Origin of the sequence: Chryseomicrobium imtechense (genome assembly GCF_041475995.1) — a bacterium.
In the GTDB taxonomy this organism is placed as follows: Bacteria; Bacillota; Bacilli; order Bacillales_A; family Planococcaceae; genus Chryseomicrobium; species Chryseomicrobium aureum.
Genome location: NZ_JBGOBM010000007.1, coordinates 61,491 through 77,006, shown reverse-complemented (window position 1 = coordinate 77,006; position 15,516 = coordinate 61,491). Strand labels below are relative to the sequence as shown.

The 15,516-nt window shown below is 41.8% G+C and carries 13 protein-coding genes and 1 other RNA gene; all 14 read left to right on the top strand.

Annotated elements, in window-relative coordinates:
- Positions 1 to 6: 6 nt before the first annotated feature.
- The 14 genes from gap to AB5N96_RS08640 all read left to right on the top strand — a co-directional run bounded on the left by gap (position 7) and on the right by AB5N96_RS08640 (position 15,190).
- Positions 7 to 1,014, top strand: a complete 1,008-nt coding sequence (gene gap / locus AB5N96_RS08705) for a type I glyceraldehyde-3-phosphate dehydrogenase (protein WP_204590939.1) — start codon at positions 7 to 9, stop codon at positions 1,012 to 1,014.
- A 124-nt stretch (positions 1,015 to 1,138) separates the two neighbouring features.
- Complete coding sequence (locus AB5N96_RS08700) at positions 1,139 to 2,326, top strand: phosphoglycerate kinase (RefSeq protein WP_392454287.1); 1,188 nt, start codon at positions 1,139 to 1,141, stop codon at positions 2,324 to 2,326.
- 11 nt (positions 2,327 to 2,337) lie between these two features.
- Positions 2,338 to 3,096, top strand: a complete 759-nt coding sequence (gene tpiA / locus AB5N96_RS08695) for a triose-phosphate isomerase (protein ID WP_392454285.1) — start codon at positions 2,338 to 2,340, stop codon at positions 3,094 to 3,096.
- Positions 3,093 to 4,631: a 2,3-bisphosphoglycerate-independent phosphoglycerate mutase gene (gpmI, locus tag AB5N96_RS08690; protein ID WP_499705278.1), complete on the top strand. Its 1,539-nt coding sequence runs from the start codon at positions 3,093 to 3,095 to the stop codon at positions 4,629 to 4,631. Before tpiA ends, gpmI begins: the two co-directional genes overlap by 4 nt.
- Positions 4,631 to 5,926 carry a phosphopyruvate hydratase gene (gene eno, locus AB5N96_RS08685; RefSeq protein WP_392454282.1) on the top strand — a complete coding sequence of 432 codons (1,296 nt, stop codon included), beginning with the start codon at positions 4,631 to 4,633 and terminating at the stop codon, positions 5,924 to 5,926. The genes gpmI and eno overlap by 1 nt, the downstream gene beginning before the upstream one ends.
- A gap of 79 nt (positions 5,927 to 6,005) precedes the next feature.
- Complete coding sequence (gene secG, locus AB5N96_RS08680; RefSeq protein WP_204590929.1) at positions 6,006 to 6,233, top strand: preprotein translocase subunit SecG; 228 nt, start codon at positions 6,006 to 6,008, stop codon at positions 6,231 to 6,233.
- Between the two features lie 354 nt (positions 6,234 to 6,587).
- Positions 6,588 to 7,334, top strand: coding sequence for an alpha/beta hydrolase (locus AB5N96_RS08675; RefSeq protein ID WP_499705277.1), 747 nt, complete (start codon positions 6,588 to 6,590; stop codon positions 7,332 to 7,334).
- A 43-nt stretch (positions 7,335 to 7,377) separates the two neighbouring features.
- Positions 7,378 to 9,708: a ribonuclease R gene (rnr, locus tag AB5N96_RS08670; protein ID WP_499705276.1), complete on the top strand. Its 2,331-nt coding sequence runs from the start codon at positions 7,378 to 7,380 to the stop codon at positions 9,706 to 9,708.
- A 37-nt stretch (positions 9,709 to 9,745) separates the two neighbouring features.
- Positions 9,746 to 10,213, top strand: coding sequence for an SsrA-binding protein SmpB (gene smpB, locus AB5N96_RS08665; RefSeq protein ID WP_499705275.1), 468 nt, complete (start codon positions 9,746 to 9,748; stop codon positions 10,211 to 10,213).
- Positions 10,214 to 10,282: 69 nt separating this feature from the next.
- Positions 10,283 to 10,637: a transfer-messenger RNA gene (ssrA, locus tag AB5N96_RS08660) on the top strand.
- Between the two features lie 754 nt (positions 10,638 to 11,391).
- Entirely contained in the window at positions 11,392 to 12,516 is a 1,125-nt protein-coding gene (locus AB5N96_RS08655) for an IS4 family transposase (RefSeq protein WP_392454494.1), read from the top strand.
- A gap of 237 nt (positions 12,517 to 12,753) precedes the next feature.
- Positions 12,754 to 13,629 carry a phosphoribosyltransferase-like protein gene (locus tag AB5N96_RS08650; RefSeq protein WP_499705274.1) on the top strand — a complete coding sequence of 292 codons (876 nt, stop codon included), beginning with the start codon at positions 12,754 to 12,756 and terminating at the stop codon, positions 13,627 to 13,629.
- Positions 13,622 to 13,939: a hypothetical protein gene (locus AB5N96_RS08645; protein ID WP_499705272.1), complete on the top strand. Its 318-nt coding sequence runs from the start codon at positions 13,622 to 13,624 to the stop codon at positions 13,937 to 13,939. The genes AB5N96_RS08650 and AB5N96_RS08645 overlap by 8 nt, the downstream gene beginning before the upstream one ends.
- A gap of 231 nt (positions 13,940 to 14,170) precedes the next feature.
- Positions 14,171 to 15,190 (top strand): retron St85 family RNA-directed DNA polymerase, encoded by a 1,020-nt coding sequence (locus AB5N96_RS08640; RefSeq protein WP_499705271.1) that lies wholly within the window; start codon positions 14,171 to 14,173, stop codon positions 15,188 to 15,190.
- Positions 15,191 to 15,516 lie beyond the last annotated feature (326 nt).

The following is a 15,516-nucleotide window of genomic DNA, read 5'->3' as shown; positions in this document are numbered from 1 at the left end:
TTTTTAATGACTATCAAATTAGCAATCAACGGTTTTGGACGTATTGGACGTAAAGTTTTCCGCGAGGCACTAACAAATGATCAAGTAGAAGTAGTAGCAGTGAACGATTTAACAAACGCTGCAATGCTTGCTCACCTTCTAAAGTTTGACACAGTGCACGGTACTTTGAATGCAGAAGTAACAGCTGAAGAAGATGGCTTCTTAGTAAATGGCCGCAAAATCAAAGTATACGCTGAGAAAGATCCTTCAGCACTTCCATGGGGCGAGATTGGTGTTGACATCGTAATCGAATCAACAGGTATCTTCCGTTCACCAGAAAAAGCACAAGCGCACATCGATGCTGGAGCGAAAAAAGTTATCGTATCGGCTCCAGGTGAAGGCGGCATGCCAACTTACGTAATGGGCGTTAACCATGAAGAGTACGATGCAGCAAACGAAAACATCGTATCAAACGCTTCATGTACAACAAACTGTCTATCTCCAGTAGCGAAAGTATTGAACGACAAGTTCGGTATCAAACGTGGAATGATGACAACAATTCACTCTTACACAAACGACCAACGCATCCTTGACTTGCCACACAGCGACTACCGTCGTGCACGTGCAGCAGCAGAGAACATGATCCCAACTTCAACAGGTGCAGCAGCAGCTGTAGGAAAAGTTCTTCCAATGCTAAAAGGCAAAATCGATGGAATGGCAGTTCGCGTACCAACGCCAAACGTATCACTAGTTGACTTCGTTGCTGAGTTAGACAAAAACGTAACAATCGAAGAACTGAATGCTGCGTTAAAAGAAGCAGCTGAAGGCGATTTGAAAGGTATCTTAGAGTACCAAGAACTTGAGTTAGTTTCTACTGACTACAACGGCAACACACATTCATCAATCGTAGATGCTGCTTCAACAATGGCAATCGGCGACAACATGGTGAAAGTATTGTCTTGGTACGACAACGAGTCTGGTTACTCAGCTCGCTGTATCGACCTTGCTGTATACATGGCTGCTAAAGGTCTTTAATATCCCGTGCAGGAATGCACTTGAACCTCTATAATAAGAGCAGAGGGTAACAGAGAGTAAGGGCTACCCTTACTCTTTTTATTTGCCCGTAACTTGAACACACCATAACCTGGGAGGTTTTCACATGCTAGCAAAGAAAACAATGAAAGACGTCGAACTAAAGGGACAACGCGTCTTCTGTCGCGTCGACTTCAACGTTCCAACGAAAGATGGCAAAATCACAGATGACACACGTATTCGTGCAGCGCTACCAACGATTCAACACCTAATTGAACAAGGGGCCAAAGTTATTTTAGCGAGCCATATGGGACGTCCGAAAGGTGAAGTGAACGAAGAGCTTCGTCTAACAGCTGTTGGAGAACGTCTGAGCGAGCTTTTAGACCGACCAGTAACAAAACTTGAGGAGTCTGTTGGAGAATCTGTTGAAGCTGAAATTGCAAAATTGAACGAAGGCGACGTAGTGTTGCTTGAAAACGTTCGTTTCCACGCAGGCGAAGAAAAGAACGATCCGGAACTTGCAGAACAGTTTGCGAAACTTGCAGATGTTTTCGTGAATGATGCGTTTGGCGCAGCACACCGTGCACACGCAACGACAGCAGGTATTGCGAAGCACCTTCCGGCAGTATCTGGACTACTCCTTGAAAAAGAACTTGATGTGTTAGGCAAAGCATTATCTGAACCAGAACGTCCATTCACAGCAATCATCGGTGGGGCGAAAGTAAAAGATAAAATCGGCGTCATTGAAAACTTGTTAGAAAAAGTCGACCACTTGATCATTGGTGGAGGACTATCCTATACATTCTTAAAAGCACAAGGTCACGAGATCGGGACTTCTTTACTTGAAGAAGACAAGCTCGACCTTGCCAACTCGTTTATTGAAAAAGCTAAACAAAAAGGTGTTCAGTTGCACCTTCCACAAGATGCAGTGATCGCACAAGAATTCTCAGCGGATACAGAAACGAAAGTAGTTTCGTCTGACGCGATCCCTTCAGACTGGATGGGTCTAGATATCGGTCCGAAAACGGCTGAACATTATGCAAGCATCATAAAAGACAGCAAATTGATCATCTGGAACGGACCAATGGGTGTGTTCGAGATGGAACCATTCTCAAAAGGAACACGTGCTGTGGCAGAGGCTATGGCGGAAACTGCAGGGTATACTGTCATCGGTGGCGGAGACTCAGCAGCAGCAGTTGAACTGTTCAATGTAGCAGACAAAATGGACCATATTTCTACAGGCGGTGGCGCTTCACTTGAGTTCATGGAAGGCAAAGAACTTCCGGGCGTTGCAGCACTTCACGATAAAGAATAGGAGGCAATACTATGCGTAAACCTGTCATTGCAGGAAACTGGAAAATGTTCAAAACGGTTGAAGAGGCTCATGACTTTTGGAATGCAGCATCTTCAGCAACAATCGATGCATCAAAAGTAGACGCGGTTATCTGTGCACCATTCTTACAATTGCCAGCTCTAGTTGAGGCTGCGAAAGGCTCTTCGATTCATATCGGTGCACAAAACATGCACCAAGAAAAAGAAGGTGCGTTCACAGGAGAAATCAGCGGGGACATGTTGAAAGATGTAGGCGTGACACACGTTGTCATCGGTCACTCAGAGCGTCGTCAATATTTCAACGAGACAGATGAAACGGTTAACTTGAAAACAAAAGCGGCACTTGATCTTGGACTAACGCCAATCGTTTGTGTCGGTGAAAGTTTAGAGCAACGTGAAGCAGGCGAAACAGAAACTGTCGTATCAAAACAGGTGGCAGAAGCATTTGAAGGCTTAACTGAATCTGAAGTAGAAAAAACAGTTGTTGCTTACGAGCCAATTTGGGCGATCGGAACAGGCAAAACTGCAACTGCAGATGATGCCAACCAAGTATGCCAAGCAATTCGCGAAACACTTCTTGACCTTCACGGAGAAGAAGCAGCAAACGCAACACGAATTCTGTACGGCGGAAGCGTGAAGCCTGCAAACATCGAGGAACTACTTGGAAAAGACGATATTGACGGAGCACTAGTGGGCGGCGCAAGTCTTGAAGCGGATTCATTCCTACAACTGGTGGAGGCGACTCAGAAATGAGAAAGCCAACTGCCTTAATTATTTTGGACGGATTTGCTTGCCGCAATGAAACAGCTGGAAACGCTGTTGCGCAGGCAAAGAAACCGAATTTCGACCGCTATTGGAACCACTTTCCGCACAGTGAACTAACGGCTTCTGGTGAAGCTGTTGGTCTTCCGGAAGGACAGATGGGCAACTCGGAGGTCGGGCACTTAAATATTGGAGCAGGCCGTATTGTATATCAAAGCTTAACACGCATCAATAAGTCGATTCGTGATGGGGATTTCTTCACAAACGAAGCGTTACTAAAGTTGATTGCGCAAGTTAAAGCAGCAAACGGTCGCTTGCATGTTATGGGATTACTTTCAGATGGTGGCGTGCACAGTCACTACACGCACTTGCATGCACTCTTGAAGCTTGCAAAAGACCAAGGTGTAGCCGAGACGTTTGTTCACGGATTCTTAGATGGGCGCGATGTGGGGCCTGCTACAGCGATTCCATATGTCGAAGAAACCGAGCGCATCATGATGGACTTGAACTACGGCTCATTTGCAACGATCAGTGGCCGCTATTATGCAATGGACCGTGACCGTCGCTGGGAACGTGTACAACTTGCATACGACGCGATTGTAGACGGGAAAGGTCCTCGATTTGCGAATGCAATTGCTGGAATTGAAGCGTCATACAGTGAAAAAATTGTGGATGAGTTTGTGAAACCATTTGTTATCGGAACGGAAGAAGCACCAAAAGCTGTGTTCCAACAAGGCGACGGTGTCATCTTCTTCAACTTCCGACCAGACCGTGCGATTCAATTAGGGTTTGCGCTTACAAACCCGACATTTGATTCCTTCCCACGCGGAGAGCATCACCCGGAACACTTGCCGTTCGTTTCCTTCACGGAATACAACGACGAAGTGATCGGCGGGATTGCCTACGCAAAGCAAGATTTGAAAAACACTGTGGGAGAAGTTCTTTCAGCGCACGGCAAATTGCAGGTCCGTATTGCCGAAACTGAAAAATATCCACACGTCACCTTCTTCATGAGTGGCGGTCGTCACGAAGAATTCCCTGGTGAGAGCCGGATTCTGATCAACTCACCAAAAGTTGCGACCTACGATCTGCAGCCTGAGATGAGTGCGTATGAAGTGACGGATGCTTTAGTGGTAGCGATTGAGAACGATCAGTTCGACGCGATTCTCTTAAACTTTGCGAACCCGGACATGGTTGGTCATAGCGGCATGCTAGAGCCGACAATCAAAGCAATCGAAGTAGTAGACGAATGTCTAGGGCGTGTAGTCGATGCCATCCTTGCAAAAGGTGGAGAAGCGATTATTACAGCGGACCATGGGAATGCCGATGAAGTCACTACACTTGAAGGAAATCCAATGACGGCGCATACGACAAACCCCGTGCCAGTCATTGTTACGCGAAGCGAAATAACGCTTCGTGACGGTGGAATTTTAGCCGATTTAGCCCCAACTATGCTAGACTTAATGGGGATTGAACAACCTGTTGAAATGACAGGAAAAACTTTACTTGAAATGGAGAGACGATAATGCCAATTATTACAGACGTATTTGCTCGTGAGGTCCTTGATTCACGTGGTAACCCAACAATTGAAGTAGAAGTATTTACGGAAAGCGGTGCATTTGGCCGCGCTATCGTTCCTTCAGGCGCATCTACTGGAGAATACGAAGCAGTAGAACTGCGTGATGGCGACAAGAGCCGTTATTTAGGTAAAGGTGTTCAAAAAGCCGTAGAACACGTAAACACAGTAATCGCTGAAGAATTAGAAGAAAACTATACAGTTCTTGATCAAGTAGCAATTGACCAAGCGTTAATCGAATTAGATGGAACAGAAAATAAAGGCAACCTGGGTGCAAACGCTATTCTTGGTGTTTCAATGGCTGTTGCACACGCTGCAGCGGACTACCTAGACATGCCACTTTATCAGTACCTTGGAGGCTTCAACGCGAAGCAACTTCCAGTACCGATGATGAACATCTTAAATGGTGGAGAGCACGCAGACAACAATGTCGACATCCAAGAATTCATGGTCATGCCTGTTGGCGCTGAGTCATTCCGCCAAGCACTACGCATGGGCGCTGAAATCTTCCACAGCCTAAAAGCGGTTCTAAAAGAGCGCGGCTTGAACACAGCTGTTGGTGACGAGGGCGGTTTTGCACCAAACTTGAAATCAAATGAAGAAGCACTTGTAACCATCATGGAAGCTATTGAAAAAGCAGGTTACAAGCCAGGCGAAGAAGTTCTTCTTGCTATGGACGTTGCAGCTTCTGAGTTGTTCAACAAAGAAGATGGCAAGTACCACTTATCTGGTGAAGGTGTTGTGAAAACATCTGCTGAGATGGTTGATTTCTACGAAGAGCTTTGCAACAAGTACCCAATCGTTTCAATCGAAGATGGTCTTGATGAGAACGACTGGGACGGATTCAAACTTCTAACAGAGCGTATCGGTAAAAACGTTCAGCTTGTTGGAGACGATCTATTCGTAACAAACACGAAGAAATTAAAAGATGGAATTGAAAAAGGCATCGCGAACTCAATTCTAATCAAAGTAAACCAAATCGGTACTTTAACGGAAACGTTTGAAGCAATCGAAATGGCAAAACGCGCAGGTTACACAGCAGTCATCTCTCACCGTTCAGGTGAATCTGAAGATGTGACAATTGCAGACATCGCAGTTGCGACAAACGCAGGTCAAATCAAAACAGGTGCTCCTTCACGTTCAGACCGTGTAGCGAAGTACAATCAACTTCTTCGCATCGAAGATATGTTGGATTCTACAGCTGAATATTTAGGCCGTGAAACGTTCTATAATTTGAAAAAATAATACGGGTCAGCTTGTCACTACCTGAGAAGTCTGATAAAATTAATCTTGTTGTGTATGTTCTTATCAGGAGGTGGAGTGAATGCAAGCCTTTCTATTGACATTACTTGTCATCGTATCGCTAGCATTGATCGTAGTTGTGTTATTGCAATCAGGGAAAAGTGCCGGGTTATCTGGAGCCATCTCTGGTGGAGCAGAGCAACTGTTTGGAAAACAAAAAGCACGTGGGATGGAATTAGTCCTACATCGTGCAACTATTGTACTTTCCGTACTATTCTTTGCTTTAACGATTGCTGTTATGAAACTATAAATGTTCTTTAATCGCCTGACCACAAGTAGTGTGGTTGGGCGTTTTTTGCAAGTTTGGGGAAATCCCTCCGGTCAGGTCGTCATTGTCCTAGGGAGAGTTTCACCGAGCCTCCCCACGTAAGCCGAAAGAAGAGCACTTTCGGCTTCGTTGCCGGGTCTCGATAAAACTCTTACACCCTGGGAAATGACAACCTGACCTCCGGGATTTCTAGAAAAAATTGAGTGGAGTGAAGGGGCTGACTCCAGTGGGAGTAAAGTCGGAACGTGAGACCCCGCAGGAGCCTGCGACGAGGAGGCTCACGCCGCGCCCTCGGAAAGCAGCCCCGTAACGCAACTCACTTTTGGAGGGAACAAGATGCGTATTTCAACGCCAAAGCCGTTTTTCTTTGAAGCGGGAAAACGTGCCGTGTTATTGCTTCACGGATTCACAGGGAACTCATCTGACGTGCGAATGCTTGGACGGTTCCTAGAAAAGAATGGCTACACATCCATTGCGCCGCACTACAAAGGCCACGGAGTGCCGCCAGAAGAACTCATTGCGACGGGTCCAGCCGATTGGTGGCAAGACGTCATTGGTGCCTACAATGAATTGAAAGAGAAGGGCTATGAGGAGATTGCCGTTGCAGGGCTTTCTCTAGGTGGCGTCTTTTCATTGAAAGTCGCATCAGAAATGCCCGTCAAAGGTGTCGTCACGATGTGTGCGCCGATGACAATGAAAACGACAGAACTGATGTTTGAAGGAGTTCTTGGCTACGCTCGCGAATACAAAAAGTATGAAGGCAAAGAAGCGGATGTCATCGAACAAGAAATCGAAGCGATTCGTCAAACGCCGATGCAGACTCTTCCGGAACTTCAGCAGTTGATCCAAGATGTTCGGGGTATCGTCGATCACGTCTATGCGCCTCTATTTGTCGCGCAAGGACGATTGGATGACGTCATTGATACGAACTCTGCAACCATCATTCACGATACGGCGGAATCGACAGACAAACAAATCAAATGGTATGAACAATCAGGTCACGTGATCACACTTGGCCCAGAAAAAGAACAACTGCACGAAGACATTCTTGCCTTTTTAAATAAATTGGATTGGCACGAGTAAGGCAGGGTCTTTTAGGAAATAGTAAGACAAAGGAGGGACAGAAATGGATACACAACAACTAGAACAAGCGCTCGTTGAGTTGATGCGAGACGATAGTTACAAGCCACTCACAACGAAAGAATTAGAAGCGCATTTTCAATTGGATGATGCACATGACTTCAAAGAATTTGTGAAGACGCTTGTACGTTTAGAAGAGAATGGCAAAATCGTTCGTTCACGCTCGAACCGCTACGGTGTGCCGGAACGAATGAACTTGATTGCAGGGAAATTCATTGGACACGCACGTGGATTTGGATTCGTTGCGCCGGAAGAGGAAGGCATGGATGACATTTTCATTCCACCGACTGAAATCAACGGTGCGTTTAACGGAGATATGGTACTCGTACGCGTGTCATCGGCTTCATCGGGGGACCGTCGTGAAGGAGCCATCATTAAAATCACAAAACGTGGTCTTGACCGCATCGTCGGAACGTTCCAAGACAACAAAGGGTTTGGATTCGTCATTCCGGACGATAAAAAACTACCGATGGATATTTTCGTCGCAAAAGGCGATACACTCGGTGCTGCAGATGGACACAAAGTCATCGTAGAAATTACAGACTGGCCTTCAGGCAGAAACTCAGCAGCCGGGAAAGTATCACAAATCCTTGGGCATAAAAATGATCCAGGTGTCGATATTTTATCAATCATCCATAAGCACGGCATTCCAACGGAGTTCCCAGAAGACGTGCTCGAGCAAGCAGAGTCAACGGGCGACACAGTAGACCCAGCAGACATCGAAGGACGACGCGATTTACGTGAAGAGGTCATTGTCACGATTGACGGCGCAGACGCAAAAGACTTGGATGATGCAGTCGGAGTGAAGAAACTTGAAAATGGCAACTATGAGCTGTCCGTTCACATTGCGGACGTCAGCCATTATGTCACAGAGCACTCGCCAATCGATTTAGAAGCGTTAGAGCGTGGAACTAGTGTCTACTTAGCAGACCGCGTGATTCCGATGCTACCACACCGCTTATCAAACGGGATTTGCTCGTTGAACCCACAAGTGGACCGTTTGACGCTTTCGTGTGTGATGGAAATCGATTCGAAAGGTCAAGTCGTCAACCACGAGATCTTTGAGAGTGTCATCAACACGGCTGAGCGTATGACGTACCGCGATGTGTACTTGATTTTGGAAGAGAACGACCAAGAGTTGCGTACACGCTATGAGTCACTTGTACCGATGTTTGAACTGATGGCAGAACTTGCAGCAGTGTTGCGCGGGAAACGTGAAGAACGCGGAGCAATTGATTTTGACTTCCCAGAAGCAAAAATCTTAGTCAACGAAGACGGCTGGCCAACTGAAATCGTCAACCGTGACCGCACAGTTGCGGAGAAATTGATTGAAGAGTTCATGCTGGCAGCGAACGAAACTGTCGCACAACACTTCAAGTGGATGGATGTTCCGTTCATGTACCGTATTCACGAAGATCCGAAGCCTGAAAAACTACAACGCTTCTTCGAATTCTTAACATCATTCGGATTGGTTGTAAAAGGCTCAAGCAATGACATTCATCCGAAAGCATTGCAAGAGATCATTGAATCGATTGAAGGGCTTCCAGAAGAGCCAGTCATCTCGACGATGCTTCTGCGTTCTCTACAACAAGCGAAGTATGACCCGGAATGCTTAGGTCACTTTGGATTGTCAACGGAGTACTACACACACTTCACATCGCCGATTCGTCGTTACCCAGATTTAATTGTTCACCGCTTGATTCGTACGTATTTGATTAAGGGTGACCTTTCTCAGTCGACGATCATGCACTGGCAAGCAAACCTTGGCGACATCGCCGAACACGCTTCGAAAATGGAGCGCCGCGCAGTTGATGCAGAACGTGATGTGGAAGCATTGAAGAAAGCGCAGTTTATGGTCGATAAGATTGGGGAAGAGTTTGAAGGGATTGTGAGTTCTGTTACGAACTTCGGAATCTTCGTTGAGCTTCCAAACACAATCGAAGGCCTGATCCACGTCACGAACTTATCCGACGATTATTACAACTTCGATGACCGTCAGATGATTATGCGTGGGGAACGAACGGGTCGCGAGTTCCGACTAGGGGACGAAGTGAAAGTAAAGGTCACAAACGTTACAGTGGAAGAGTCATCCATTGACTTTGAAGTCGTGGGAATGATTAAAGCAGCTGGGCGTGAGCGTCGTCAAACGCCGAAAGTCATTCATGCAAGCCGTTCTGGAAAACCAGCAGAGCGCAGCGGGGACAAACGTGGAAAAGACGCAAAGAGTGGCAAACCAAAAGCAAAAGGCAAACCATCTCAAAAGAAGCGATTCTTCGAAGATGTAGCCAAAAAGAAGAAAAAGAAACGAAAAAAATAAGGAGGCGTCTAGCCTCCTCTTTCAGTAGGTGAGTCAAATGGCAAAAAAACACGATGACAAGGTCCTTGCACAAAACAAGAAAGCTTCTCATGACTATTTCATTGAAGATACGTTGGAAGCAGGACTTGTGTTGCAAGGTACTGAAATCAAATCGATTCGAAACGGCCGTGTGCAGTTAAAAGATGCTTTCATTCGCATTCGCAACAATGAAGCATGGATCTCGAACATGCACATCAGTCCGTATGAACAAGGGAACCGTTTCAACCATGATCCACTGCGTGTGCGTAAACTTCTTCTTCACAAAAAACAAATCAGTGAGCTGATTGGCAAAACGAAGCGGGACGGCTACACAATCGTTCCTCTCAAAATGTATGTCAAAAACGGCTATGCAAAAGTGCTGATCGGTTTAGGGAAAGGGAAGAAAGATTACGATAAGCGGAGTGATATGAAGAAGAAGGAAGCTAAACGTGAGATCGAACGTGCTTTCAAAGCGCGTAACCAGTAAATTGGTTGAAGTTTGACCTTCTTTGATATATACTAAGTGTAGAACAACCAAGTTCACTTTTTCCATATCGGGGACGTTATGGATTCGACAGGAATGGTTCAAGCTTGGGTGGCGCGTCAGAGGCTCGGCTCTGTAACAACGGAACTTATAATAACAGGCAAAACAAACAACAACTTAGCATTCGCTGCTTAATAGCGTGAATCTGCTCTATGTATCCATCGCCCATGTGGCTATGTAGAGCTCACTTTTAGTGGGATACGGTAACTGGTGCAGTCTGAGTCAGTTGCAAGAGATTTCCGGACTAGTCCATCTAACGCCTGCTTATCGGCAGAGGATCGGACGAACTTGAATAGGTAAGCTACACGCGTAGAAGCTCAAGTGTTGGAGTTTCTGGACGCGGGTTCAAATCCCGCCGTCTCCATTCGAATCTTGCTTGTGTGGCATGGTTCAATGGTTTATAACCGGAAGTATTATCTTCCACAAAAGCCTTCTAATCTCATTGAGATTAGGAGGCTTTTTCTTTGTCTCTAAAAACTCCTCCAGAAGAAAAGACCTGGGAGTGAGGTGCCTGTTTTAGACTCAATTCTGGCAGGTGATGAGACTCAGTTCGAGACGAAGTCGAAGAAGTGTGGCTCTTCAGCTGCCGATCTAGAATTGTGGCTGTGACAGGGTCCGCCTAAATCTACTTCAGTCTCCAGTTGCCAAAAAGCTAATCTCACTTTAAGAAAAGCAACATTTTTATGTGGATAATGAAATTAGAAGTCCCAATCCACACGATCGGAAATACAGATACACTATATTGGATTAACCATTGTTATAATCCCATGCCTATCACAACACTTGTACTTTATTAAAAAATATTAATAATGTTAGATGATTATATCTAAATATTCTTAATAACGTTATTATAAATTGAATCAAATTATTTAATATTGAAACAATATTTTCCAATACTCAAATATTAATAAAATAATATATATTATTTTGGATTTTAAGTATCTCTATTTTTGTAGTATTAAATAATTTTACTTAATAGTATCAAATCACTAGTGTCGCATTAAAATGAGTAGGTCTTGTCCGATAAGCGGAATTGTCTGTAAATTTATTTAAACGTAAAAAAATCCTCTATAATGGATTCGGGTAGTAAACCATCCAAATCCAAAATAAAGGACAATCGCATGGATAAGTTTACACGGAAAACATCATTTGAACAATGGCTCTCGCCAATTTCTTCTGGAAAAATTGAAGGACTGGTCGAGGCCCATCAGTTAAATCACTATACAAAGAAGCTACATTTCGAATCGTTTCTCAAACTGCTTGTATTCGCACAGCTCAATGAGACAGAGAGCCTCCGGGCTCTAAGCGACACGCTGTTCTCAGACGACCTTCAACGAGCAACGGCTCTAGAGTCGATCAGCTTCTCGCAACTAGGACGTCGATTGAGCGAGATTCCCACGCATGTGTTTCAGGTACTCTTCCTCGACTTGGTCACGAAAATCCATAAGATGAGTCATTTTGAAATTCGCCAAAAGGCGACGACGCCTCTAAAGATCATTGATTCGACCACATTGCCACTGAATCTGAATCGTCATCGATGGGCAGAGTTCAGAAAGACCAAGTCAGGCGTCAAGCTCCATCTGCGGCTGGTATTCTTAGAAAAAGGTTGTTCATATCCCGACAAGGCAGTGCTCACTAACGCAAAGGAGCACGACCGTGGCCAGTTAGAAGTCCTCGTCGATGATAGAGAATGCATGTACGTCTTTGATCGTGGTTATCTGGACTATGAACGGTTCGACCGCATGACAGATGAAGGGTTCTTCTTCGTATCACGTCTACGGAAGAACGCTGTCACACGTGTGATACAACCGTTAGAGTGTCTAGAGGCTTCCGAGGTCTTGTCTGATGAGATGATCTTGATCGGTACGGCGCAAAATCGAGCAGAGAATGTGTTTCGACGCATCAAAGTCTTGGATTCCAAGGGGAATCCATTGGAACTAATCACCAATCGCTTTGATATAGACGCAGACGAGCTAGCGGAACTCTATAGGTCACGGTGGGCCATCGAACTGTTCTTCAAGTGGATGAAACAGCACCTGAACATCAAAAAGTTCTACGGACAGAGCGAACAGGCTGTGCATAACCAGGTGTATATCGCCATGATTGTCTATTGCCTCCATGTTCTCGCACAGCTTGAGACGAACAGTCCAAGGAGTTACCTACAGATCAGTCGATGGCTACGAGCGGCACCTTGGAAATCCGCCTACATCTGGCTACGAAAGATCAAAGGGGGATCAATCCCGTAAGGGTGAATAGCTTCTAACTGCAAATGCCACAGTTTATAGTAAAAAAATGGATGTTAACTACCTTTTTCGGTATGTCTGTTCGTTTTTAATTTTTTCAACGAATAAAAGAAAATTGAATTTTCTCAACTAATTTATGCGACACTAGTGGTATCAAATTTCAAAAAATAAAGTTTTAGAAATTAATCATAAATAGTGTACAATAGATTCAATATTATGGATTAAGTTGGGGTGTTAACTATGTCTATAGACGAACATATTAAAGAGTTGAAAAAAAAATATAATGATGAATTTTATTTTAAAGAAATTGATATTAGATATGGAAACTGGATTAAGAATGCAAAAACTAAGCAAGAGAAAATAATATTAGAAAAGATATTTATGAATTTGAAATTTTACTCGAAGAAGGAAATGAAAGACCTTTTAGAAGAACAATTAGTGAGTATTAAAAAGGATTACAATGGCTTAAAGGAATCTGTAATACTACCGTTAATACCAAATAACGGTAGATATTGTGGTGCTAATGAATTAATATCTTTGATTAGAATTATTAATTTTGAAAAGAAAATGGAATTGGAAGAAGACTTTTTACCTTACGAAGATACTTTAAACACTGATTTAAGATATGCGGAAGAATTTGAAAGCATTATAATTGTTGATGATGTTGTTGGGACAGCAGGTACAGTTGAAAAGTATTTAGAAAATAATGATAAGTATTTTGAAGGCAAAGAATTAATATTTTTATTCATCTTAGTTACAGATAGGGCCTTAATAAAAATTGAAGAATTAAAAAAGAAATACAGTGATATTAAATTTGACATAAGATATTGTCATAAAGTAAGCAAGATTTCAGAGATAAATGTATTGTCAGAAATGGAGTATCAAAGATTAGTTAAAATTGAAAAGAGATTGTGGGGAACTAATTCTCGATTCATTTTAGGTTATGAGATGTCTGAATTATTGGTTCTATTTTCTCATAATATTCCTAATAATACCGTGAGTAATTTTTGGTATAAAGGACAGATTCCTTGGGAGAGTTTATTTAAACGTTTTTCACAACCAAAACGTAAACAACAAAATTATAGAAATAGAAAGCGACAATATAATAATGAATGATTATAAATTGACTTTGATGTTACATTACTTCAATACAGCAGATGCAAGTTATTCTTATAATGAGTTACTGCGTTTTTTTGGAGTTCAAAACGATCAATTAGATGAAATAATAAATATGTTATTGGGAAAAGGCTATTTATATATTGATGGTTATTTAAAACTCACTGATAAAGGTTTAAAAAAGATTAATGAATATTCACTTGCGGATGTAAAGTTTGATGAAATGGAAGAAGTAGATATATTTAATGGGGATAAAATTGAAATGTCTGAGATTTATATTCCGAAAAGGTTTAATAGTAAGTACAAATAAAGTATAATATTGGTATCTAGCTTCTAGAATGAATGGGAGTCCCATGTCATAATAAATGTTATTTTATAGCATAGCAACAAAAAAGGAGATCACTTTTTTGTTGCTAGCGATTTCAAATTAACGAAATCGCTAGTATCGACAAGCGATACTATGTTTTATTAAACAAATTAAATAATGATTTAAGTGATTAAATCATTATAGAGTAGAAGCTAGAGTTTTTAGGAGACTAATATGAAGTATATAATAGATTTAGAAAAAACTATGAGATCAAAAGGGTATTCTGAAAAATATATCTCCAGATGCACAAACTATGCTAGAGGTTTGTATAATAATAAATTGCCTATAATTTTTGATGTAAAGCATTTAGCAAAACTAATGGGTATAGATCCATCTATAGTAAATTATTATGTCTTTAAATCTGAGAGCCTATATACAAGCTATAAAATATCTAAAAAAACAGGTGGATATAGAACCATTGATTCTCCCAGTTTAAATTTAAAGAAAATTCAAAGATGGATTCTAGATAATGTACTGTTGAATTTCAGTATTAGTGATCATTGCTATGGATTTAAACAGTTTGTGGGGATTTTGGATAATGCATCAATTCATGTGAATAAAAAATTAGTATATAACATTGATTTAGAAGATTTTTTCCCCTCGATCACCTCTACCAGAGTATTTTTTTTATTTTATAATAATGGCTATAGTTCTGAAATTTCGTATGCACTAACAAGGCTAATGACATATAAAAATCGACTGCCTCAAGGAGCACCAACTAGCCCAATGCTTTCAAATATTATTTGTATAAATATGGATAAAGAATTATCGAGTTTTGCAAAGAAAAATCAAATGATGTATTCAAGATATGCTGATGATATAACATTTTCTACAAATAATATAGAAGATATCAAATCATTGGTTGATAAGATAAAGAAAATAATTGCCTTCAATGAATTTGAAATCAACCTGAAAAAAGAAAGGTTTCAATTTAGTAATCAACCCCAATATGTAACTGGTTTATTAGTCAATAATAAAGTCAAGATTAGAAGGAAATTTAAAAAAGATGTTGAGAAAGAGATTTATTTTTGTGAAAAATATGGAATATCTAATCATCTAAAATATACTCGAAATTTTGACAAGTCATTTTTCAAGGAATATTTGTATGGTAAGGTATATTTTATTAAAAGTATTGAACCTGATATTGGTGAAGAATTTATGCAACGCCTTAATGACTTGAATTGGTCATATTAAAATGATTATTTAATTATTATGCAAATCATTATAATTGCTTTTAATTAGAATTCAATCAACAATTAAAATCTGAATCAAACTCTATTTATCGAAATAAATTTAAGAGTATATATTTAGGCGTCTTACCCTATACATAAAGTTATATAAAAATACTTACTTTATAATAGTTTGAAAATTGGAGAAATTTAAACTTTATTAATTTGTAAGATACTTATTAGCTTATTGTTATACTTCTTCATAAACTTTAGGCTTGCCTCACCTTACCCACATTAGTCGAATTCTAACTTCAGAATTGTGAGCTCAAGTGTTAAAGTTTCTGAAAGCAG